Below are 21,195 nucleotides of genomic sequence, written 5' to 3' on the forward strand. Positions count from 1 at the left end.
GATTGTCTTCCTAAGCCCGCTTGGCCTCCGACTTGGGATGCGTTGGACGGGCGTGGGGGCGAGGGCGGGGGTGTGTTGGGTGGGTGCCGGGGCGGAGGTGCGTTGGGCAGGCGTCGGGCCAGGGGCAGGGGTGTGCCGGGCGGGAGGCGAGAGGGGGACGGGGCGCGGGGACGGGGCGGGGACGGGCGCGGACCGCGGCGGGGCCGGGGGCGCGGCGCCGGGGGCGGGTGGGGGCGTGGGCCGGGGACCGGGTGAGGGTTCGCGGCGGTCGGGGCTGCCGGTGTCCGTGTCGTCGTCCACGCGGACCTGCCGGGGCAGGGAGCGCTGAGCGGTGAGGGGGCGCGTCGGCGGTGGGTCGGCCGGGTCGGGGGTGACCGGCGGTGTGGGGGTGGCCGCGAGGGGGTCGGGACGGTCGTCCGCGGGCGGGGGCTCCACCGGGCGCGCCGGATCGGGCGGCGGTGCGGCGCGGCCCGGCTCCTCCGGCTCGGGCTCCCGTACCGCGGGCCGCTCGGGCTCGCCCGACGCCCGCCGCTGCACGGGGAGGGGCGCGCCGTCCGAGGGTCGCGGCGGGGGCGAGGCGGGAACGTCCGGCGGCGCGGGCGCCTGCGCGCGTTCCCCTCCCCGTACCGCCGGGGTCTCGGCCTGGCGTCCCGCGACCGGCGCGGTTCGCACCGGGACGTCGGGCATCGCCCCGGGGGCCGGGGCCGGGCTCTCCCGTCCGGTGTCCTCCTGCCGGGCCACCAGGGGCGGGGCCGACCCGAGCGTCGGCCGCACGGGGGCGGCGTCCTCCGGTGCGGTGGCCTCGCCGTCGGGGCTGCCGCCCGCCTCGCCGGGGGTGCTGCCGGGGCCGGTGGAGCCGTCGTCAGCGTTCTCCGGTGCGGGGTCGGTCCGCGGCCACGGTGCCCGGCTGGAGTGGGCCGCCACCGTCCGCTGCGCCGTGGTCGGGAGCCCGGGCAGGGGCGCGCCGAGGCCCATGCCGACGCCGGGGCGCTCGGGCGTGGGCGACGGCGCGGGAGCGGGCGAAGGCTCGGGCGCGGGGGCGGGCGACGGCGGGGGCGCGGTGGCCCGTTGCGCCGTGGGCTCGGGCGCCACCGCGGGGGCGGGTTCGGGGCGTGGGGCCGGGGACGGGTTGGCATCGGCGGCGGGGCGGCGGATCGGAGTGCCGGTCAGCCGCCGGACGGGCAGGTGGTCGGGCACCGGGGCGCTGGTCAGCCGCTGGGCGGGCGGGGCCGGGGACGGGACGCCGTCCGGCCGCGGCGGCGACCACGCCCCCAGGGGCGGGGCCGACGGCTCGGACGGCGTAGCGGAGTCCGGCGGTCCCCCGCCAGGAGTGGCGGGCTCCTCCGACCGCCGCACCGGTGGGAGCGTGCGGGCCGTCCGGGTCGGTGGGAGAGGCCGGAGGGTCTGGACGGAGGGGACCGGCCGTTCCGGGAAGCCGGCCAGGTCCGCCGGCTCCCCCCGTCCCGCGTCGTGCCCCGCCTCCTCGGGCCCGTCCGCCTCCCCCGCGTCGGCCCGCGCGGCCGACGCGCCGGGCACCGCCGCCGCTCCGCGGGTGCCTGCCTCGGGCCGGCCGCGCCGCGGGGTCAGCAGGTCGTGCCCGACCCCGGCCGGCGCCTCCGCGCTGACCGCGTGCCCCATCGCGCCCATGAACGTCGGGTCCTGCCACGTCCCGAGGCGCTCCCGGAACCCGGCCGGGTCGATGACCAGTCGCGGCGGGGCCAGGGCGCGCTGGACCGGCGGGGCGTCCCGCCACGCCGGTACGGGCAGCGGTTCCGGCGAGGGCGCTCCGGCCTCCTGCCGTCCCCGTCCGCGCAGCCACCCCAGCAGACCCATCGGCGTTCCCTCAACTCCCGTTCAGCCGGGCGACGTGTGCGACGTACCGCAAGCGGTCGGTGTGCTCCAGATCGAGGATCTGGTCCAGCGGCCAGTGGAAGTGGTAGGCGAGGTACGCGACCTCCTCGTACAGCCGCTCGGCCGCGTACGTCACGATTCCCCCGGGCGACCACCACCCGCGAGGTCCACCGCGAAGCTCTCCTTGCACGACGGGCAGGTCACGGCGGCGCGGGTGTGCCCCTCGGCGTTGATCCGGCGGTAGAAGTCCTGGAGGAACGCCAGGTCGGAGGCGAACAGGTTCTCCACGACTCCGGGGTGGACGTCCTCGATCGCGCCGAGACGTGTGATCACCCGGGAGATGAGCACCACCGACAGGTAGGCGGAGTTCTCCCGCACCCGGTCGTCGCGCAGCGGGATGAGCTCGTCCCTGGCCGTGGCCAGGCGCATCACCCCGCTGCGGTGGACGTTGCCCGCCTCGTCCACGTAGCCGCGCGGGAGCTCGAAGGCGAACTCGGTGCGCAGCCGCTCCTGCCGGGGGGAGTCCCCGCCGTCCTGCCGCTCCGCGTCCTGTCGCGCCGTCTCCTGTCTCGCCGTCTCCTGCCGCGCCGCCGCGGAGAGCGTGCGCCGCATCACTCGACTTCCATGCTCTCGTAGGTGATCGCCAGCTTCTCGGTGAGCACGGAGGTGTCGCCGGCCTTCAGCGTGCCGATCTCCAGTGACTTCGGCCAGGCGTTGATCAGCTTGTACCGCTTGATCGCGACGCCCTCGTAGTCGTAGACGATGATCGCGCCGTTCCGCCGGGCGTCGTTCATCTTCCCGAAGCGGGAGTCCTTGATCCACTGCTCGAAGCTGTTGTCCTCGGTGAGGCCGCGGGTGACCGTCACCTCGCCGGCCTTCGGCCGTCCGGGCAGTTTCTTGATGGCGTACTTTCCGTCGGCCGTGTTCTGCTTGAGCTCGATCACGTCCTGTTCCATCTTCAGACCACTGACCTCCGTGATCTGTTTGATGACGACGCTGTCGAACTCCAGCCCGAAGGAATGGCCGACGGAGCTGTCGAGGTCGGGGAGGGCCATGCCGTTCTCCTTGTCGGTTCAGCGGGTCACTCGTCGACGGCTCCGGCTCCGCTCGACATCTGGGCGAGTCGGAAGACGACGAACTCCGCCGGCTTCACCGGTGCGATCCCGATCTCGCAGACCACCTGGCCGGCGTCGATGATCTCGGGCGGGTTGGTCTCCCGGTCGCACTTGACGTAGAACGCCTCGTCCGGGGTGAGGCCGAACAGGGCGCCCTTGCGCCACTCGTTGACCAGGAACGCCGAGATGGTGCGCCGGACCCGGGCCCACAGGGCGTCGTCGTTCGGCTCGAACACCACCCACTGGGTCCCCGCGAGGATCGACTCCTCCAGGTAGTTGAACAGCCGCCGCACGTTCAGGTAGCGCCACGCGGGGTCGCTGGCCAGCGTCCTGGCGCCCCAGACTCTGATCCCGCGGGCGGGGAAGGCGCGGATGCAGTTGACGCCGATGGGGTTGAGCAGGTCGTTCTCCCCCTTGGTGAGCTGCGTCTGGAGGCCCACCGCGCCGCGCACGACCTCGTTGGCCGGCGCCTTGTGCACCCCGCGCAGGTCGTCGGTGCGCGCCCACAGCCCGGCCACGTGCCCGCTGGGCGGCACGAACGCGTGCCGGCCGGCGCCCGGGTCGAAGACCTTGATCCACGGGTAGTACAGCGCCGCGTACCGGGAGTCGAACCCGGCGGTCCGGCTGCGCCACTCCTTCACCTGCTGCGGGGTCATCCCCGGCGGCGGGTCCAGGATGGCCATCCGGTCCCCCATGGCCTCGCAGTGGCTGATCAGCCCCTGCTGGACGGCCACCACCGCCTCCAGGTCGAGCACCTGCTGCTCGTAGGCGCTCATCAGGTCCGGGACGCTGATCATCGTGATCTCGTCCACGGCCTCCAAGCCGCCGAACCCGGTCCGCTGGTCGGCGTCGCCCACGTACTCGTCGGCCGACAGCCGCGCGGGTGTGGCCGACGACGGCGACGCCAGGGTGAGCGTCTGCGGCTCCGGGGTCGCCAACTGCGGGCTGCGGCGGGGCTCCTCGATGACGATGAGCCGCGAGCGGGCGTTGACCTGGGTGACGACGTTGTTCCTGCCGCGACGGGTGGTCACCGACGGATAGGTCTCCTCCGGCTCGCCCTCGCGCCGCACGACGAGCGTGAACGCCCCCTGCGGGGGCTCCTCGCCCTCCGCGGCCTCCGCCGGCCTGACCTCCACCGAGGTCTCCCGGGTGGCCCCGGGCAGCGGCCGCACCAGGTACGGACCGAGTTCGGCGGGCGCGGCCTCGGCCGCCTCCGCCATCCCGATCCGCACGACGTAGCAGATCCCGCCTCCATTGGCGAAGAACCCGTAGACGGCGGACGCCAGATAGGTGCCGTCCACGAAATCCCCGTAGACGCTGACGAACTGGCTCCAGTTCGTGATGAGCGTCGGCTCGTTGAGCGGGCCCTTCTCCGCGAACCCGACGAAGGCGGCGACCGCGGTGCCCACCCCCTCGATCGGACGCGAACCGGAGTCCACCTCTTCGACGTAGACCCCCGGTGACAGGTACGACGGCATGCAACCCCTCCTCGACCGGCAAGGAAGGATTCTTGCCGCCGGGAAAATCACCGGGAACGGGCAATGGTGCCGCCCACGTGTACACGGCGCTTGGTCCTAAAGGGCAATCGGCTCTGCACGAGCCAGCACCTCCTGCCGTCGGGGGGACCGGGGCCGGGCACCGCACGCCGGTGCCCATGTCGGGGATGTGTTGCCGGGTCGGGCCGTGCGGACGGCCCGCGAGGGCCCCTCCTGCCGCGACGGCCCGCGCCTCGGGGCACGGGGGGTCCGCGGGCGCTCCGGGTTCCGGGGGAGCCGCGCCGGGTGCGGGACGAGCGCGTGGGGCTGCCGTGGGGCCTGCGTCCGCCGTGCGCCGCGTTCCCTGCCGCGGAGGCGGGGCGGGATCACGCCAGCAGGTCGTGATACCGCCCGAACTCCGAGGGGAGCGTCAGGCGGCCCAGTTTCTGGTATTCGCGCTGGACGGCGTGGATGAGGTCGCGCATCGCCAGTGGGCGGCCCGAGTCGGCGGCGAGGTAGGCCGCCGTCACGGCGGTCGAGCGGATGCTGCCGCCGGTGAGCTCGAAGGCGTCGCCGCAGAAGGCGAGGTCCAGGTCGGCGGCCCGGGGGATCGCGTGCCCCAGGCACCGGTCCCACAGCAGGCGCCGGTGCTCGGCGTCGGGGACGGGGAAGTCCACGATCAGGTCCAGGCGGCGGGTGAAGGCGTCGTCGAGGTTGGCGCGCAGGTTGGTCGCCAGGATCGCCAGGCCGTCGAAGGACTCCATGCGCTGGAGCAGGTAGGCGCTCTCCACGTTGGCGTAGCGGTCGTGGGCGTCCTTGACCTCGGAGCGCTTGCCGAACACGGCGTCGGCCTCGTCGAAGAGGATGACGCCGTTGACCCCGGCGGCCTCGGTGAAGATGCGTTCGAGGTTCTTCTCGGTCTCGCCGACGTACTTGTCGATGACGGTGGCGAGGTCCACGGTGTACAGGTCCAGGCCCAGGTCGGCCGCGATGACCTCAGCCGACATGGTCTTGCCCGTGCCGGAGTCGCCGGCGAACAGCGCGCACACGCCGCGGCCCCGGCCGCCGCCCGGGCGCATCCCCCACTGCCCGAGGACGCGGTCGCGGTGGCGGGCGCGGGCGGCCAGTTCCCGCAGTTGCACCAGGGCGTCGGGGGGCAGCACCAGGTCCGTCCAGGTGACGGAGGGTTCGATACGGCGGGCCAGGCGGTCGAGGCCGGCCGCGTTCTGGGCGCGGGCGCCCTGCCGGATGTGGCCGGGGTGCAGCGGCGTGCCGTCGAGGACGGCGGTCCTGGCCGCGGCGGTCGCCGATCCGGTGATCTGGTCGGGGGTGAGCAGATAGGGGGCGAGCACCGCTTCCACGTCGATGACCTGCGGAATCTCTCCGTCGTAGGCGGTTTTCCACAGGGCGGCCCTGGTGGGTGGCTCGATGCGGGGGGCGTGGGTCAGGATGGGTGGCAGGGGCGACCAAGAGGCGTCCCACGGGCAGCGGCCCACGAGCAGCACGGGGACGGGGGTGGTGGCCAGCAGCCGGATCAGCTCCGGGTGGCCTTCGGTGAGGGCGTCGAGGGGGGCGCCGATGATTCCGGCGCCGGTCAGGCGGGCCTCGCGGACGGCGGCGCGGACGGTGTCGGCGGGGGCGGGCTCGCGGGCGAGGCGGGCCAGGTCGACGCCGAGCGCGCGGTGGCCGGTGAGGGAGAGGGCGGTGGCGGCCACGGCGGTGCCGGCTCCGCCCTGGTCCTCCCTGAGGTAGGCGAGGAGGACGCCGGCGGACAGGGCGCGGGCCAGCGCCGCCGGGTCGCCGACGCCGGCCGCGGCCTGCCAGGGGGCGAGGACGCCGGCCAGCAGCGGGTCGGGGGTGTCGTCGCCGAGGAGGTGGGCGGTGACCCGGTCGGGGACGCGGAGGGTGCGGCCGAGGAAGGGGCGGTCGGTGTCCTCCACGGCCAGCAGGCCGCCGGACACGAGGGGGGCCCGGGGGGCGAAGCGGGCTCGGGCGTGCGGGTCGGCCGCGGGCAGGCCGCACAGGCCGAGGGCGAGGCCGATGGTGGGGCGGCGGCGGGTGACGTCGTCGTTGAGGTAGCCGTAGAGGGACTCGAAGCGGTCGTCGAGGTCGGGGAGGAGGGCGGTGAGGAGGAACTCCTCGTCCAGGGGGGTGAGGGAGAAGGTGTCGGCGCGGTGGCCGAGGAGCGGGCCGTCCGGGGCGGCGGGGGCGGGACCGCCGGGGTAGGGGCGGCCGTGGGTGAGGAGGCGCTGGACGGTCTCCTCGTTCAGGTAGAGCCCGCGGAAGGGGTCCTCGGGGTTGGGGTCGGTCCGGGTTCTCTCCTCCACGGCCCGGCGGACCCGTTCCTCCACGGCGCGGGCGCGCTCCAGGAGGCGGGCGGGGCCGGGCGCCGGGTCAGGCGCCACCGCCGCGCTCCTTCCCCGTGGCGGGGCGGCGGCCGTAGAGGGGGACGCCGTGGGCGGTGACGGGCCGGGTGCGGGCGGGCGGCTTCCCCACGCTGAGGCGGACGCCGTCCTCCTCCACCGGCGGGCCCGCGGGGAGCCGGGGGGCCTCGGTCATCGGGACGCTGACCACCAGGTCCAGCGAGGGCTTGAGCTCGCCGCCGAGGGCGCTCCACACGTCGGCGAAGGAGCGGTCCTCCGGGGGCGGCAGGGCGATGCTCATGGGCACGGCGAGGCCGGTCTCGGCGAGGGAGCCGGTGATCCGCTCGGCCGGCAGCGACTCGTGGCACAGCAGGCAGGACAGGAGGGAGGACAGCAGCCGGTGTTCGTCCTCGGGCCGCTTGGTCCAGGCCGTGATCAGATAGGAGAGCTTGAAGAACCGCGGCGGGCGGCGGCGGGCGACGACGGCGCCGCGCTCGTCGTACTCGTTGTACAGGCCGCGCTGGCGCAGGCGCATGTCCTCGCGGATGTCGTAGAGGTAGAGGTTGACGGTGGGGGCGTTGACGGTGGCGGCCCAGTCGCGGGTGGGGGCGTCGAACACCACGGCGATCCTGCCCTGGCCCACCGCCTCGGCGCGCAGCAGCGCCCGCAGGGCCTCGTCTACTTCGTGGATCATCCGCTCACCCGCGGCCCACGAAGTCGGGGGGCTGGAGGTGGCGCTGGACGACGAGGACCGGCGCCGTCAGGGGCCGGTAGCGGGGGCCGTCGGCGCGCAGCTCCCGGGGGCCGAGGCGGTCCTTGCGCAGGACAAGCATCTGGGCCTCGAAGGTGCCGTCGGCCGCCACGCGCACCGGCGACATGGCCGCGGTGATGCCCTCGCTCCAGGTCAGGGTGACGACGGTGCCCGGCGGAAAGTGGCTGCCGCGGGCGAGGACGACCTCGCCGGGGGTGGTGACGGCGGGGCTGACGGTGAGTTCGGGCTCGAGGACGCGGACGCGGGCCGTGGCGGTGTTGTCGGCCTGCTCGGGGTCGGGGACGGTGCCGCGGGCGGTGACCCTGAGGAGGTCGTTGAGGGTGGTGTCGTAGGTGGCGGTCTGGGTGACCTGGAGGCGGGCGCCCGCGCGGAGGGTGCAGGGCCTGCTCGGGGTGCAGGCGCTGAGGGAGGAGGTGCCGGGTGAGCCGGGCCAGTCGGCGGTGAGGACGATACCCGTGGCGGTGTCGGGGCCGGCGTTGGTCACCGTCACGGTGGCGCGGATGCCGCTGCCGGTGTAGCCGGGGCGGGGTGCGACGGTGGCCGTCACCGCGACGTCGGCGGCGGGCGGCGGGGGCGGGGGCGGCTGGTCGGGCGGCGGCTCGTCGGGGGGCGGGAGGACGGTGAAGGTGGCCGTGTCGGTGCGGGCGTTGCCGGCGGAGTCGGTGGCGGTGCACGTCACCTGGGTCTGCCCGACGGGGAACAGCGAGCCGGACGGCGGGGTGCACCGCGGGGTGAGGCGGCCGTCGACCAGGTCCTCGGCCGTGGCGGAGTAGTCGATCCGCGCGCCGTCGGGTCCGGTGGCCCGGACGGTCCGGTCGTCCACCACCACCAGGGGCCCGCTGCCGTCGATGATCACGAAGACGGCGGTGTCGGTGCCGGTGTTGCCGGCCCTGTCCGTGGCGGTGCACGTCACCCGCGTCGTCCCGATCGGGAACACCGAACCCGACGGCGGCGAGCACTCCGGGACCAGCGCTCCGTCCACCGTGTCCTCCGCGGCGGCCGGGTACTCGATCCGCGCCCCGTCCGGGCCCGTCGCCTCGGCGGACAGGTCGTCCACGGCCACGGCGGGCGGGGTCGTGTCCTGGACGGTGAAGGTGGCGGTGTCGGTGCCGGTGTTGCCCGTCCTGTCCGTGGCGGTGCAGGTCACCCGCGTCGTCCCGATCGGGAACACCGAACCCGAGGGCGGCGAGCACTCCGGGACGAGGACTCCGTCCACCGTGTCCTCCGCGGTGGCCGGGTACTCGATCCGCGCCCCGTCGGGCCCCGTCGCCTCGGCGGTCAGGTCGTCGACCACGACGAGGGGCGCGGTGCCGTCGGTGACGGTGATGGTGGCGGTGTCGGTGCCGGTGTTGCCGGCCCTGTCCGTGGCGGTGCACGTCACCTGGGTGGTGCCGATGGGGAACAGCGAGCCCGACGGCGGGGTGCACACCGGGGTGAGCGGGCCGTCCACGGCGTCGTCGGCGGTGGCCGGGTACTCGATCCGCGCGCCGTCCGGGCCGGTGGCCTCCGCGGTCCGGTCGTCCACGTTCACCACGGGCGCGGTCACGTCCTTGACGTGGATGGTGATCGTCTGGCGGAGGGCGGGGTCGGCGGGCATGTCGGCGTGCGGCTGGGCGGTGCCCAGCCGGAACTGGACGGCGCAGCGCAGGGTGCCGCCCTGGGGGGCGTCCCCGGCCACCCTGATCGTCTCGGTGAAGGACGCGCTCTGTCCGCTGACGACGGTGCGGGCCGGCGGGTCAAGGGTGACGTCGAGGCCGGCGTCGCAGTCCACCACGCGGTGGCTGACCGTGGTGGGGAGGTTGCCCAGGCCGTCGGCGATGGCGTCGGCGACCCGGCCAGCGTCGATGCCCGCCAGGAGTGTGCCGCCGGTGGCGTCCACCACGCGGGTGGCCTGGCCCGCGCCGTCCAGTCCGTCGCTGTAGGTGTCCACGTCCACGCCGAGGACGCGGGCACCGATCCGCTGGAGGGAGGAGACGGCGTCGTCGAGGGTGCGGCCGAGGCTGGGGTCGTGGCTGGAGGCGTCACCCAGCAGGACGACGATCGGGCTGCCGTCGGCGCGGAAGTCCGCCGCGCCGTTGGAGATCTGCCACAGCGCGTTGATCCAGTCCTCCGCGGTGTCCCCGCCGCCGCCGGTCGCCAGGCGGTCGACGCCGGCCTTCACCGCGTCCAGGTCGTGGGTCAGCGGCTGGAGGACGGCGAAGGGCGGGTCGTCCGCCGCGTCCCCGTAGGACGCCACGGCGAACCGCGAGTCGGGCTGCGCCTCGCGGACCCGGTCGGTGATCACCGGGAGGTTCAGCCGCACGTCGTCGATGGCGTCCTGCATGCTCCCCGTCACGTCCACGAGGAGCACCACGTCGGGCCGGGGCGGCACCGCGGGGGTGGTCACGGTCTTGTCCACCGTCAGGGAGCCGCCCGGCGGGAGGGACTCCTCCACCGCGGCGGGCGAGACCCCGGCCGCGCGCGGCGCCTGTGCCGCGGCCGGGCCCGGGAGGACGGCGGCCGTGAGCAGGGCGGCGGTGAGCACCGCTCGCAGGCCCCGGCCCCGCAGTGACAGCCGCCGCAACGCTTCCTCCCCGCACACGTTCGTGGACCGGTACGCGGACTACACGGTGGCGTGGGGCGGAGAGCGGCGGGACGGGTCCCGAGTCAGCCTTTCGGGTAGGTGCGTGTGCCTCTTCGGGCAGGGGCCGGGCCCCGCCCAGGTCCGTGCCGCGGAGCACGGGAGCCGGGGCGGGGACGGCGCCTCAGATCAGGCCCTGGCGGAGCGCGTAGGCCACCGCGTGCGAGCGGTTGCGCAGTTGGAGCCGGGTCATCACACCGTGCAGCACGTTCTTGATGGTGCGTTCGGAGTAGGACAGCTTGATCGCGATGTCCGCGGTGTCGTAGCCCTCCGCGACCAGTCTGAGCACCTCGATCTCGCGGGCGGACAGCCCGGTGAAGTTCAGTCCGCGGGGGCCGAGCACCTGATCCTGCAACCGGCCGACCTGGCCCAGCAGCCGTCCCAGCAGGTCGGCGGGCAGGTGCCCGTCCCCCCTGGCCACGGTGGTGATCACCTGGACCAGACGTTCCGGGGTGGCCTCCGCGCGGCGCACGATCCCGCACACCCCGCACTCGGCGGCGCTGACCAACTGCTGGTCGTCGATGGACGTGGCCACCAGCACCACCGGCGCCCGGTCGGTGCGCTGGATGCCGCGCAGCACCCGCAGGGCGGCCTCGTCCACCGCGTCCACGACGACCACCACGACCCGTGGCTCCGGCTGCTCCCCTTCCTCTTGGGCGCCCTGCATCCGCAGCTCGGGCCGGGCGCGAAGCTGACTGGCCACCCCCGCCTCCGAGATCGGATCCTGAGCCAGCAGGCACACTCTGATGCGATCGCCCATGCGCGTCTCCCCTCCCGACGACTGCGCCGCTCCCGCCAGGCCCACCGGCACGGACGAGCCGACCGTGGTACGAGCAGGGCTGAGGCACCTTCACGGTATCCTCACGCGCGCGAAAGAGAAATCGGAGCGGTCTGACGGTGCACAAGGATTGCCCGAAAGTGTGACTGCCCGGGCGGTCCTTCCCTCCGGGGTGCGGCCGTACGGTGCGCCGCATGAGTGTTACGGCGAGCCTCGACGCGTCATCGGTCACCGTCGAGCCCGGAAGCGAGACAGGTGTCGCCCTGACGGTGCTGAACCCCGGCGACACCGTCGAGGAGTACCGGTTCGAGGTCGTGGGCGCGTGCGCGGGCTGGGCCGCGGTGGAGCCGAGAAGCGTGTCACTGTACCCGGGCGAGTCCGCCACGGCGGCGGTGCGGCTGCGCCCGCCCCGCACCTCGGAGGTTCCGGCCGGGCAGGTCCCGTTCGGGGTGCGTGTGATCCCCACCAGCGACCCCACGGGCACGGTGGTGCCCGAGGGCGTGGTGACCGTCCTCCCGTTCACCGAGATCACTCCTGAGCTGGTGCCGCGCGGCTCCCACGGCGCGTGGGGCGGCCGCCACCGGCTCGCGGTGGACAACCGGGGCAACGCGGCGATCACCGTCCACCTCACCCCCGGCACGGACAGCGAGCGCGCCCGGGTCACCGTGTCCCCCGAGCAGTTGACGATCCCGCCGGGGCGGGCGGAGTTCGCCGCGGTCCGGGTGCGGCCGACGGAGCGGATCTGGCGCGGGACGGCGCTCACGCACCCGTTCCGGATCGCGGTCACGCCCGAGGCCGGGGACGTCCCGCCCGTGGTGCTCGACGGCTCGTACGAGCAGGAGCCGCTGCTGCCCCGCTGGCTGCCGCGGGCGCTGCTGGCGACCGTGCTGGTGGCGGTGGCGCTGGTCGGGTTGTGGTACGCGCTGCTGCGCCCCGCCGTGCGTTCCGAGGCGCGGGAGGCGATCACCCCGGAGCGGGTGGAGAAGGCGCTGGAGGAGGGCCGGGCCACCCCCGACGGCTCGGCGGGTACCGCGGGGGCGGCAGCCGGCGCCGGGCCGGACGGGGCGGCCGGGCCCCCGGAGCAGGCGGGCGCGCCGAGCCCCTCGGCGCCCGGCGCGGCCTCCGGCGGCTCGGCGGGGGCGAACGGCTCCGGGGGCGGCGGCGGGGCGGGCCCGGCCGGGGATCCGACGAGCGCGCGGGTGGAGACCAAGGACGCGGTGGGCGGGGAGACCTCGACCGACACGGCGTACCGGGTGCCGGACGGCAAGACGTTCGCGCTCACGGACATCGTGGTGCAGAACCCGCAGGGCGACGCCGGCACGGTCGTGGTCTCCAACGGGGACGCGCCGGTGCTGCGGCTGGCCCTGGAGAACTTCCGCGACTCGGACTACCACTTCGTCACGCCGATCCTGGTGCCGGAGGGCGGGACGGTGACCATGACCGTGGACTGCCGCCAGGTCGGCCGGCCGGTCCGGGCGCCGGCGCCGTCCCAGTGCGCGGAGTCGCTGTTCATCGGGGGCACGCTGCGGGACATGGGCTCGACGTGACCGGGTCCCGGCCGGGGCGGGCGGGCGCGGCGGGCGGGCCGCGCGGGCTCGGCCGGCCCCCGGAGGTGTGCGGGCCGCGCGGCCCCGGCTGGGGCCGCGCGGCCCGCCGCCCGGGTCACGGTTCCTGCCCGGGCTCCTCCTCCTCGTCCTGGGCGCGCTGGACGAACAGGCCCTGCACGTCCGCGGGGGTCTCGTCCTCGCCCTCCGCCTCCGCCTGGCGCTGCACGGGCGGCGCGGCGGTGGCCGCGGTGACGGCGGTGGCGGGCGCGGAGGGCTCCGCCATCACCCGCTCGGCGTTGGCGGCGGCCTCCCTCTCGAACCTGTCCGACGGATCGCTCACCCTGATGCCGCCCGCCGCCTCGGTTCCCTCGACCGGCCCGCTGCGCTGCTGGATCACATGGGTGAGCTCGTGGGCCAGGGTGATGCGGCCGTCCCGGGAGGACGGGTCGTAGGCGTCCCGCTGGAAGACCACGTTGTTGCCGACCGTGTACGCGTGGGCGCCGACGCTCCGTGCCGACTCGTGCGCCGCCGCGCCGGTGTGCACCCTGACGTCGGAGAAGTCGGCGCCCAGCCGCTGCTCCATCTCGCCGCGGGTCCGCGCGTCCAGCGGCGCGCCCGAGCCGGAGCCGATCACGTCGTGGACCGGTGAGCGGTGTGCGTCCTGGGTGCTCTCCTCGGGCAGTCGCTCCTCCGGGGCGCCGGGCTCCGCGGTCCTGGCCGCGACGACCGAGCCGACGGCGCTGTTGCCCGCCACGCGTTGCAGGGCCATCGCCCCGGACCTGCCGAGCACGTCGGAGCGGCCCGCAGCCGCGGCCCGCAGCAGGTGCGGCAGGTCCGGGGCCTCGGTCGGGGCGCGGCCCTTCGCCGCGGCGGCGGATTCCTCGTGCTCTGACTCGTGCTGGCGCATGGGTCACCCCCGGGATGGGCGGGACGGACGTCTCCGGCATCGACCCTGGCCCAGGGACGGGGGCCGGTCCAGGTCCGGTGCCACCGGGCCGGGGGCGGCGGCGGCTGCCCTTTCGGGCAGCCTTCGCCGCCCGAACGCCCCGCGCCGGGGCGTCTTCGGCGCCGAGGGGCGGCGCTGGGCGCGCCGGCGGCCGAGGGGGCGCCCCGCGCGTGTGCGGCGGTGACGGCGCGGGAGCCGTCGGCCGGCACGGGGCGAGGGGTTCGGCTTTTCCGAGAGGCACGCCTTCGGCGAAAGGGACGTCCGCCCACCCTCTTCACGTGAATCGAATGCGGCGGTGGATTCCCCCTCACCGCCGGATCCCCGAATTCGATTCAGCGCCGTCTGCGCTGTCCGTCGCGGGGCCGGGAATGGAAGGCGTGGTCACGGCGTACCAGGCGGGCCGTCTCGGCGCACTGCGCTGGTGTCAGCGCGAGCGGCGCGCCGGTGATGCACTGGAGGAGGTGTTCCGGGCCGATGCTGAGCACATCGACGGCGGCGTTGTCGAAGACGCCCATACGGGCCCGGTCATTGATCACCACCACGGCGGTCCGGACCGGCACCGGCATCCCGCGTGAGGCGAGGAACTCCCCCAGCGCGGCCGCCACCTCGGAGACCTGCCGACCCCAGCTACGCCCCCTGCGGTCCGCGAGCACCCCGCTGTCGACCAGGTTGCCGTACCGGTCGTACTTCTCGAAGGTCCAGTGGTCACCCTGGACATGCACGCGGACGGCACGCCCCTTGACCTCGATCGCCCAGATTCCGCCCGGCCCGACGAGAAGGTGGTCCACCTCTCCCTTGCGGTTGGTGTACCCGCGGAACAGCAGCCAGTCGTCGGGCAGCCGCAGCAGAGCCGACGTCATGAGCTCCTCGGAGGTGACGCCCGCCCGCTGCTGGTCCCGGCGGTGCACGAGGCGGTCGTCCAGTACGGGAGCCGCGGCCCGCAACCGCTGTAACTCCCGGCGCTGCGCGAGCCGTTTTCCTATTTGCCACCAGCGGCGGGACGCGACATGACGGGCTCGCAGATCCGCCACGGCGGCCTGGTGTTCCGCCGCACTCCGCCGATGTTCCTGAATGGCGGCTTCCGTTTTCCGGAGTTGCCCGCCCGCGTGGTTCGAGAGAATCTCAACGCGCATCGGCCCATGCTAACGAGCCCGCCGGTCGGGGCACCCGGTTCGTATTCGTGGTTCCGGCGGGGGCACCTGCGGGGCCGGTGGCCCGGCGACGCCCGCCGGGCCACAACAGGACCGGCGGGCGTCCCCCGCGCCTAGGACCTGTCGCCGACGGTGAAGTGCCTGTCCTCGCGCGGGTTCTCGAGTTCGTCGAGGACGGCCACGGCGAGGTCCTCGGCCGAGATGCGGGAGGTGCCGTCGGCGGCGGTGAGGAGAGTGGTGGTGCCGCGTCGGTACGTTCCGGTGCGGGGTCCGGGTTCGAGGACGGCGGGTGGGCTGAGGTAGACCCAGTCGGCCGGGTGCGCCCGGCAGGCGTCCAGTTGCGCGGCGCTGGCCGCGGCGACGGCGCGCCACTGCCGCGGCACGTACCGCGGGCTGTCCACGACGAGCCGGTCGGGGTGCCCGGGGATCCGCAGGGGGGCGGCGCCGCCGACGACGAGGATGCGCGTCCGGGCTTTCGCGGCCGCGTCGAGCAGCGCGGTCGTCGTCGTGACGGCGGTGTGCTCGTGCCCGGGGGCGGGGCGGGTCGCGGCCACGACCGCGTCGGCGCCGTGGAACAGCCCGCTCATGTGGTCGGGGTCGTTCGCGTCGCCCTCGACGGCGGTCACTCCGGGCGGCAGGGCGGCGGACGGGGCCTTCCGGAAGACCGCGACGAGGTCGTGGCCCCGGTTCGCGGCTTCGCTGACGACGCGTGAGCCGACCATGCCTGCGGCTCCGACGACGGTGATCTTCATCGAGGTGTCCTTTCGGGTGCGGATGTTGCGGAGGAGTCGGGTGAACGGGTGGGCGGGGGAAGCTGTCCCGCGACGATCGCGGCGAGTGACAGCCCGAAGCCCACGAGTTGGACCGGGCCGAATGTCTGGCCGAGCACGACGGCGCCGAGCACCGCGGCGACCAGCGGCGAGAGCAGGACGAGCACCGCGACGGAGCCGACCGGCAGCGCGGTGATGCCGCGGAACCACAGGACGTAGGCGAGCAGCCCGCCGAACAGGCCCAGCCACAGGTAGCCGAGGGCGGCGTTCGCGTCGATCGCGGGAGGCGCCCCCTCGACGAGGAAGGTGACAGGGAGCAGGAACAGCCCTCCCGCGGTGAGCTGCCAGCCCGCGAAAGCGGTGGGACTGGCCCCCGGGGGGCGTCCCCAGCGCTTGGTGAGCGTCACGCCGAGCGCCATGGTGGCCGCTCCGCCCAGGCCCGCCGCGATCCCGACGGCGTCCAGTGCCGCGTTCGGGCCGATCACCACCATGCCCACGCCGACCATGCCGGCCAGTCCCCAGGCCAGGCGCCAGGCGGACAGGCCCTCACGGAGCACCGCCACGGCCAGGAGGGCGACGATGAGCGGCTGGGCCGCGGCCAGGGTGGCGGCGACGCCTCCCGGCAGGCGTTCGGCGGCGATGAACAGCAGCGGGAAGAGCAGTCCGATGTTCAGCACGCCGAGCGCCGCGGCTTTCCCCCACCACGCTCCGCGCGGCAGCGTCCGGGTGATCGCCAGCGCGACCAGGCCCGCGGGCAGGGCGCGCAGGAGTCCCGCGAACAGGGGGTGTCCCGGGGGGAGGAGCTCGGTGGTGACGACGTATGTCGTGCCCCACGCCATGGGAGGGAGTGCCGTCAGGACGGTGCGGGGCAGCGTCCCCGGGTTGCCGCGGGGGGCACCGCCGCCGACCGGGTCGGCGACCCTCGGTGCGGCTGGAGTTGTCATGCCCGCAGTCTCGTCCGACAGTGATCAATGAGTCCAACACATGGTTGTCACGTCATCGATCTGCATTCAAGATGGATCGATGGAGCTCCAGCAGATGCGCTATGTCGTCGCCGTCGCCGAGACGAACAGCTTCACCCGGGCCGCCGAGCGGTGCCTGGTCGTCCAGTCCGCACTCAGCCACCAGATCGCGCGCCTGGAGCGGGAGCTGGGCGCGAGGCTCTTCGAGCGCACCAGCCGCCGGGTGCGGCTGACACCGGCCGGCGCGGCGTTCCTGCCCGCCGCCCGCCAGTGCCTGGACGCGGCCGAGCGCGCGGCCGCCGAGGTCGCCGCGGCCGTCGGCGAGGTGCGCGGAAGGCTCGCCGTCGGGCTGATCCCCACCGTCGCCGCGGTGGACATCCCGGGTGCGCTGCGCGACTTCCGCCGGCGGTACCCGCATGTGCGGATCGGCCTGCGGGTGGGCGCGAGCGAGGAACTCGTCGAGCAGGTCAGGCAGGGAGGCATCGAGGTGGCCTTCCTCGGGCTGCCGACCACGGCGCGTCCCCAGGGCGTCGCCGCCCACGAACTCGCCCGGGACCGACTCGTCGCCGTGGTCGCGCCGGACCACCCCCTCGCCGAGGAACCGGCGGTCGATCTGCGCAGGCTGTCCTCCGAGGTGTTCGTGGACCTGCCGGCCAGGACGGCCGGGCGGGTCCAGTCCGACCAGGCCTTCGCAGCCGCCGGCCTGACCCGCGACGTCGCCTTCGAGGTGACCACCACGGACTTCATGGCCCGGCTGGTCGGGCAGGGGCTCTGCATCGCCATGCTCCCCTCCGCCTACGTGCCCCAGCTCACCGGCGTCACCACCATCGAGGTCACCGACGCGCCGACCCGCGTGGAGTACGTCATCTGGAACCGCACCGGACGCACGCCCGCGGCGACCGCCTTCCTCGCCACTCTCGACATCCCGGCGGCGCCCGGAGGGGAGTGAGGAACGCACCCACCCCCTCCGGGCCTCCCGTGCGTCAGTCCAGGCAGAACTCGTTGCCCTCGGGGTCGGTCATCGTGATGAAGCCGGCGCTCATCGGAGGTTCGGGCTCGTAGCGGCGCACCCGTGTCGCGCCCAGCGTGACCAGCCGGTCGCACTCGGCCTCGAGCGCCGCCATCCGCTCCTCCCCGTCCAGCCCGGGAGCCGCGCGGACGTCGAGGTGGACGCGGTTCTTGGCGACCTTGCCCTCCGGCACCTGCTGGAAGAACAGCCGCGGGCCGTGCCCTTCCGGGTCCTCGATGGCCGAATTCGTGTTGCGCCGCTCCTCCGGCACGCCGATCCGGGCGAGGAAGTCGTCCCACGCGGCCAGCGGGTCGGCGCCCTCGGGCAGGTCGGCTCCGGGCGGGCCCGGGTGGACGTAGCCCAGGACGTCGCGCCAGAAGGAGGACAGCGCCCGCGGGTCGTGCGCGTCGAAGGTGATCTGGATGTGGCGGCTCATCGGGTCGCTCCGTTCGTGCGGTGGTCTTCGTGTGCCAGGTCGTGCGGTGACCGGTCCCGGTCGAATCCGTCCCCGGCCACGGCGCCACCCTGACACCCCTGGCGGACAGGATCGGTCCGCCTTCTGACAGGGTGGGCGGCATGGGCGTGGCCAACGGTGACGAGCGCGGCACGACCGAGCGGGTGCTCACCCTGCTCGGGCTGCTCCAGCAGCGCCAGGTGTGGACCGGGCCCGACCTCGCCGAGCGGCTCGGGGTCACGACGCGCACGGTGCGGCGCGATGTCGAGCGGCTGCGCAGGCTCGGCTATCCGGTGCACGCCGGCCAGGGTGTCGGCGGCGGCTACCGGCTCGGCGCGGGGCAGGACCTGCCGCCGCTGCTGCTGGACGACGAGGAGGCGATCGCCACCGCGGTCTCGCTGCTCGCCGGCGCGGGCGGCGCGGTCGCCGGTACGGGCGACGCCGCGCTGCGGGCGCTGGCGAAGCTCGACCGGGTGCTGCCCACCCGGCTGCGGCACGAGGTGCGCGCCCTCTCCGGCTCGGTGGAGTTCTTCGGCCGGGGCCGGGCGCCGGTCGACCCCGAGGTGCTGATGACGCTGGCCAGAGCCTGCCGGGACGAGGTCGAGGCCGGGTTCGGCTACCCTCCCGCTGGCCTCGGCCGGCAGGTGCCCCCGGGGGGCGAGGTGCGCCGGCGGCGGGTGGAGCCCTACCGCCTGGTGGCCTCCGACCGGCGCTGGTACCTCCTCGCCTACGACCTCGACCGCGACGACTGGCGCAGCTTCCGCGTCGACCGGATGACCGACGTGTCCGCGCGGACCTGGCGCTTCCGCCCGCGCGCGGTGCCCGACGCGGCGGCGTATGTGCAGGAGGGCGTGGCCAGCCGGGCCCACCGGCACCGGGCGCGCTTCCTCGTGCACGCGTCGGCCGACGCGGTGCGCGCGCAGATCCCGGCGTCGGCGGCCGTGGTGCGGGAGCGCGGGAGCGAGCTGTGCGAGGTGCTCAGCGGCGCCGGGAGCCTCGACTTCGTGCTCATGCACATGGTGCTGCTCGGGCACGAGTTCGAGGTGCTCGACCCTCCGGAGCTCGGGGAGCGCTGCCGCGCGTTGGCGGGGCGACTGCTGTCGGCCGGTGCGGCGATCCCGCCGGCGCCGGGCGAGGCGGAGTCGTGAGCCGCGACCGGATCCGGCGCCGATGAGCGCCTCCCGGGGCGCGGCCGTCCGGTGGGCACGGTCGGGTCGGCCACGGCCCGACGGGGCGGAACCCGGCGCACCCGCCTGCGCCGGTACCGAGTTCTTCCGCCGCCCGTGCGGCTCGTCGGCCGCGGGGCCGGGCCCGGTGCGTGCGCGGGCGTGCCAGAGCGGTGACGGGCTCGGGGGCGGGGATGGTGCCCCTGCTTCGACCTGCGGTTTGTTTCCTCCGTGGCCAGCCGCGTGTGATGTTCCAGACACCGCGGCTGAATAGCGTCGGGCATGTTCTAGAGTTCCGAACCTGCGGACCTACCGCCCAGTAGACGAGCACCCCTCACCGCTGCTTGTCATGCCTGCAACAAAGGCGGTGTGCCGCTTCCGTGAAAGGAGCAGTCGTGTCCCACCCCTCCGACACGTCCCCCACCGCGCCCGCCGGACGGCCGCGCCACCGTCGCCGCCGCACCGCTCCCGCCATCGCCGCCGTGGCCGCCGCCGCGGCCCTCACCGGCCTCGGCGGCATCCTGATGCCCGGCGCCCAGGCCGCGGAGAACCCCTACGAGCGGGGCCCCGCCCCCACCACCTCCAGCATCGAGGCGACGCGCGGCCCCTACGCGGTGTCGCAGACCACCGTCTCCTCGGTGAGCGTGTCCGGCTTCGGCGGCGGCACCATCTACTACCCGACCACCACCGCCGACGGCACCTTCGGCGCGGTGGCCATCTCCCCCGGGTACACCGCCAGGCAGTCCTCCATAGCCTGGCTGGGCCCCCGGCTGGCCTCCCAGGGCTTCGTGGTCTTCACCATCGACACCAACTCCGTCTACGACCAGCCCGCCAGCCGCGGCCGCCAACTGCTCGCCGCGCTGGACCACCTCACCCAGCGCAGCTCGGTGCGCGACCGCGTCGACAGCTCCCGGCTGGGCGTGATGGGCCACTCGATGGGCGGCGGCGGCACGCTGGAGGCCGCCAAGAGCCGTCCCTCCCTCCAGGCCGCGATCCCGCTCACCGGCTGGAACCTGGACAAGACCTGGCCCGAGATCCAGACCCCCACCCTGGTCGTCGGGGCCGACGGGGACAGCGTGGCGCCGGTCTCCTCGCACTCCGAGCCGTTCTACCAGTCGCTGCCGTCCTCGCTGGACAAGGCGTACCTGGAGCTGAACAGCGCCAGCCACTTCACGCCCAACACCTCCGACACCACGATCGCGAAGTACAGCGTCTCGTGGCTGAAGCGGTTCATCGACAATGACACCCGCTACGAGCAGTTCCTCTGCCCGCTGCCCCGGCCCAGCCTGACCATCGAGGAGTACCGGGGCAACTGCCCCCACACCTCCTGAGCGCGAACCGGCCCGGCCACCCCCACCGGGGTGGCCGGGCCGCCCCGTGACGGATCACGGACCGCGCCACCGCCGGCGGGATCCTGTGGTGCACTCGACGGATGGCGCACCTGCTGCTGCTTTTCATTCCGGCCGGACTGGTCGGGGCCTTCGGCCTGGCCGGCTACGGCTTCGGCGCCCTCGGCCGGGCCGGTCTCCGGCGTGCCGACCGCCGGGTGTGGCTGCGGAGCCTCGCCACCCTCCTGGGTGCCGTCGCGGCCGTCCTGTACACGTGGGGGCTGCTCCATGTCGCCGGCGCGGTCCTGGAGGCGGAGGACGGCGGTGCCGGCTCGGCGCCGATCCGGTCGTGCCGCACCCCCGGCTGGCAGGAGCGGGTCACGGCCGGCGGGATCACCGACTACACCGTGGACTACCTGCCGCTCCGTTTCGTCTGCGAGACCGGTGACGGCGGGCGCTACGCCACGGACGCAGTCCCCGGCTATGTGAACCCCTCCGTGTTGGGCTTCGCGCTGGGCGCCGCCGTGTGTGCCGGCGCCGGGGCCCTCGAATCGGAGTGCCGCGCGGGGCGAGCCCCGGCCGGGTGATCCGCGGGGCCGCCGCCGCGGGGTGTCGGCCTGTTATCGTCCCGGCGCGCCGTCCGCCCGGTCCCGTGCGGCGCCGGGCCGGGCCTGGTGGCGGTGGTCGCGGGGGGTGGTGCCGTAGGCGGCGCGGAAGGTGCGGGAGAAGTGGGCGGGGTCGGTGAAGCCCCACCGGGCGGCGATGGCCTGGACGGGGTGGGAGCGCAGGGCGGGGTCGGCCAGGTCGCGGTGGCAGTGCTCCAGGCGGCGTTGGCGGATCCGGGCGGCGACGGTCAGCCCCTGGGCGTTGAAGAGTGTGTACAGGTGG

Annotated in this window: 19 protein-coding genes; 5 read left to right on the forward strand and 14 right to left on the reverse strand. The window is 74.9% G+C overall.

Features of this window, described 5'->3' with window-relative positions; translation table 11 throughout:
- Positions 1 to 1,843: 1,843 nt before the first annotated feature.
- From ACYVO2_RS35830 to ACYVO2_RS35865, 8 genes are all read right to left on the reverse strand, one after another.
- Positions 1,844 to 1,987, reverse strand: coding sequence for a DUF6760 family protein (locus ACYVO2_RS35830; protein ID WP_461012299.1), 144 nt, complete (start codon positions 1,985 to 1,987; stop codon positions 1,844 to 1,846).
- Entirely contained in the window at positions 1,984 to 2,463 is a 480-nt protein-coding gene (locus tag ACYVO2_RS35835) for a hypothetical protein (RefSeq protein ID WP_461012300.1), read from the reverse strand. The genes ACYVO2_RS35830 and ACYVO2_RS35835 overlap by 4 nt, the downstream gene beginning before the upstream one ends.
- Positions 2,463 to 2,906, reverse strand: a complete 444-nt coding sequence (locus ACYVO2_RS35840; protein ID WP_461012301.1) for a phage tail protein — start codon at positions 2,904 to 2,906, stop codon at positions 2,463 to 2,465. Before ACYVO2_RS35840 ends, ACYVO2_RS35835 begins: the two co-directional genes overlap by 1 nt.
- A gap of 26 nt (positions 2,907 to 2,932) precedes the next feature.
- A complete protein-coding gene (locus ACYVO2_RS35845; protein ID WP_461012302.1) occupies positions 2,933 to 4,444 on the reverse strand; it encodes a phage tail sheath family protein in 1,512 nt (503 codons plus the stop codon).
- A gap of 383 nt (positions 4,445 to 4,827) precedes the next feature.
- Positions 4,828 to 6,846 (reverse strand): AAA family ATPase, encoded by a 2,019-nt coding sequence (locus ACYVO2_RS35850; RefSeq protein WP_461012303.1) that lies wholly within the window; start codon positions 6,844 to 6,846, stop codon positions 4,828 to 4,830.
- Positions 6,836 to 7,498 carry a Pvc16 family protein gene (locus ACYVO2_RS35855; protein ID WP_461012304.1) on the reverse strand — a complete coding sequence of 221 codons (663 nt, stop codon included), beginning with the start codon at positions 7,496 to 7,498 and terminating at the stop codon, positions 6,836 to 6,838. Before ACYVO2_RS35855 ends, ACYVO2_RS35850 begins: the two co-directional genes overlap by 11 nt.
- Positions 7,499 to 7,502: 4 nt before the next feature.
- On the reverse strand, positions 7,503 to 10,139 hold the full coding sequence (locus tag ACYVO2_RS35860; RefSeq protein ID WP_461012305.1) for an HYR domain-containing protein: 2,637 nt from the start codon (positions 10,137 to 10,139) through the stop codon (positions 7,503 to 7,505).
- A 181-nt stretch (positions 10,140 to 10,320) separates the two neighbouring features.
- Positions 10,321 to 10,956 carry a response regulator transcription factor gene (locus ACYVO2_RS35865; protein WP_461012306.1) on the reverse strand — a complete coding sequence of 212 codons (636 nt, stop codon included), beginning with the start codon at positions 10,954 to 10,956 and terminating at the stop codon, positions 10,321 to 10,323.
- A 212-nt stretch (positions 10,957 to 11,168) separates the two neighbouring features.
- On the opposite strand from ACYVO2_RS35865, the gene ACYVO2_RS35870 reads away from it, so the two are divergent.
- On the forward strand, positions 11,169 to 12,521 hold the full coding sequence (locus ACYVO2_RS35870; RefSeq protein WP_461012307.1) for a COG1470 family protein: 1,353 nt from the start codon (positions 11,169 to 11,171) through the stop codon (positions 12,519 to 12,521).
- A 115-nt stretch (positions 12,522 to 12,636) separates the two neighbouring features.
- Here the strand turns inward: ACYVO2_RS35870 and ACYVO2_RS35875 are convergent, their stop codons facing one another.
- The 4 genes from ACYVO2_RS35875 to ACYVO2_RS35890 form a co-directional block, all read right to left on the reverse strand.
- Positions 12,637 to 13,428, reverse strand: a complete 792-nt coding sequence (locus tag ACYVO2_RS35875) for an eCIS core domain-containing protein (RefSeq protein WP_461012308.1) — start codon at positions 13,426 to 13,428, stop codon at positions 12,637 to 12,639.
- A gap of 371 nt (positions 13,429 to 13,799) precedes the next feature.
- Positions 13,800 to 14,600, reverse strand: a complete 801-nt coding sequence (locus ACYVO2_RS35880; RefSeq protein ID WP_461012309.1) for a nuclease-related domain-containing protein — start codon at positions 14,598 to 14,600, stop codon at positions 13,800 to 13,802.
- A 131-nt stretch (positions 14,601 to 14,731) separates the two neighbouring features.
- Positions 14,732 to 15,370, reverse strand: a complete 639-nt coding sequence (locus tag ACYVO2_RS35885; protein ID WP_461012310.1) for an NAD(P)-dependent oxidoreductase — start codon at positions 15,368 to 15,370, stop codon at positions 14,732 to 14,734.
- Positions 15,367 to 16,332 carry an EamA family transporter gene (locus ACYVO2_RS35890; RefSeq protein ID WP_461012311.1) on the reverse strand — a complete coding sequence of 322 codons (966 nt, stop codon included), beginning with the start codon at positions 16,330 to 16,332 and terminating at the stop codon, positions 15,367 to 15,369. The genes ACYVO2_RS35885 and ACYVO2_RS35890 overlap by 4 nt, the downstream gene beginning before the upstream one ends.
- A gap of 79 nt (positions 16,333 to 16,411) precedes the next feature.
- On the opposite strand from ACYVO2_RS35890, the gene ACYVO2_RS35895 reads away from it, so the two are divergent.
- On the forward strand, positions 16,412 to 17,299 hold the full coding sequence (locus tag ACYVO2_RS35895) for a LysR family transcriptional regulator (protein WP_461012312.1): 888 nt from the start codon (positions 16,412 to 16,414) through the stop codon (positions 17,297 to 17,299).
- Between the two features lie 34 nt (positions 17,300 to 17,333).
- Here the strand turns inward: ACYVO2_RS35895 and ACYVO2_RS35900 are convergent, their stop codons facing one another.
- Complete coding sequence (locus ACYVO2_RS35900; RefSeq protein WP_461012313.1) at positions 17,334 to 17,795, reverse strand: VOC family protein; 462 nt, start codon at positions 17,793 to 17,795, stop codon at positions 17,334 to 17,336.
- Between the two features lie 140 nt (positions 17,796 to 17,935).
- Between ACYVO2_RS35900 and ACYVO2_RS35905 the strand changes: the two genes are divergently transcribed.
- The 3 genes from ACYVO2_RS35905 to ACYVO2_RS35915 all read left to right on the forward strand — a co-directional run bounded on the left by ACYVO2_RS35905 (position 17,936) and on the right by ACYVO2_RS35915 (position 20,894).
- The gene (locus ACYVO2_RS35905) at positions 17,936 to 18,961 is read left to right on the forward strand and encodes a helix-turn-helix transcriptional regulator (protein WP_461012314.1); all 1,026 of its coding nucleotides are present in this window, start codon (positions 17,936 to 17,938) and stop codon (positions 18,959 to 18,961) included.
- Between the two features lie 413 nt (positions 18,962 to 19,374).
- A complete protein-coding gene (gene bdeA, locus ACYVO2_RS35910) occupies positions 19,375 to 20,310 on the forward strand; it encodes a bis(hydroxyethyl) terephthalate hydrolase (RefSeq protein ID WP_461012315.1) in 936 nt (311 codons plus the stop codon).
- Positions 20,311 to 20,411: 101 nt separating this feature from the next.
- A complete protein-coding gene (locus ACYVO2_RS35915) occupies positions 20,412 to 20,894 on the forward strand; it encodes a hypothetical protein (protein ID WP_461012316.1) in 483 nt (160 codons plus the stop codon).
- A gap of 33 nt (positions 20,895 to 20,927) precedes the next feature.
- On the opposite strand, the gene ACYVO2_RS35920 is transcribed toward ACYVO2_RS35915, so the two are convergent.
- Positions 20,928 to 21,195 (reverse strand): helix-turn-helix domain-containing protein (locus ACYVO2_RS35920; RefSeq protein ID WP_461012317.1); only part of this gene is annotated, 268 nt, incomplete at its 5' end.

It is taken from the genome of Streptomyces capparidis (genome assembly GCF_054782095.1).

Excerpts from the sequence above, each read along its gene's own strand:
- ACYVO2_RS35885 (WP_461012310.1), bottom strand. The coding sequence starts at position 15,370 with ATGAAGATCACCGTCGTCGGAGCCGCAGGCATGGTCGGCTCACGCGTC.
- ACYVO2_RS35835 (WP_461012300.1), bottom strand. The coding sequence starts at position 2,463 with ATGCGGCGCACGCTCTCCGCGGCGGCGCGGCAGGAGACGGCGAGACAG.
- ACYVO2_RS35870 (WP_461012307.1), top strand. The coding sequence starts at position 11,169 with ATGAGTGTTACGGCGAGCCTCGACGCGTCATCGGTCACCGTCGAGCCC.
- ACYVO2_RS35880 (WP_461012309.1), bottom strand. The coding sequence starts at position 14,600 with ATGCGCGTTGAGATTCTCTCGAACCACGCGGGCGGGCAACTCCGGAAA.
- ACYVO2_RS35890 (WP_461012311.1), bottom strand. The coding sequence starts at position 16,332 with ATGACAACTCCAGCCGCACCGAGGGTCGCCGACCCGGTCGGCGGCGGT.
- ACYVO2_RS35845 (WP_461012302.1), bottom strand. The coding sequence starts at position 4,444 with ATGCCGTCGTACCTGTCACCGGGGGTCTACGTCGAAGAGGTGGACTCC.
- ACYVO2_RS35915 (WP_461012316.1), top strand. The coding sequence starts at position 20,412 with ATGGCGCACCTGCTGCTGCTTTTCATTCCGGCCGGACTGGTCGGGGCC.
- ACYVO2_RS35865 (WP_461012306.1), bottom strand. The coding sequence starts at position 10,956 with ATGGGCGATCGCATCAGAGTGTGCCTGCTGGCTCAGGATCCGATCTCG.
- ACYVO2_RS35840 (WP_461012301.1), bottom strand. The coding sequence starts at position 2,906 with ATGGCCCTCCCCGACCTCGACAGCTCCGTCGGCCATTCCTTCGGGCTG.
- ACYVO2_RS35875 (WP_461012308.1), bottom strand. The coding sequence starts at position 13,428 with ATGCGCCAGCACGAGTCAGAGCACGAGGAATCCGCCGCCGCGGCGAAG.
- ACYVO2_RS35855 (WP_461012304.1), bottom strand. The coding sequence starts at position 7,498 with ATGATCCACGAAGTAGACGAGGCCCTGCGGGCGCTGCTGCGCGCCGAG.
- ACYVO2_RS35900 (WP_461012313.1), bottom strand. The coding sequence starts at position 17,795 with ATGAGCCGCCACATCCAGATCACCTTCGACGCGCACGACCCGCGGGCG.
- ACYVO2_RS35905 (WP_461012314.1), top strand. The coding sequence starts at position 17,936 with ATGGGCGTGGCCAACGGTGACGAGCGCGGCACGACCGAGCGGGTGCTC.
- ACYVO2_RS35895 (WP_461012312.1), top strand. The coding sequence starts at position 16,412 with ATGGAGCTCCAGCAGATGCGCTATGTCGTCGCCGTCGCCGAGACGAAC.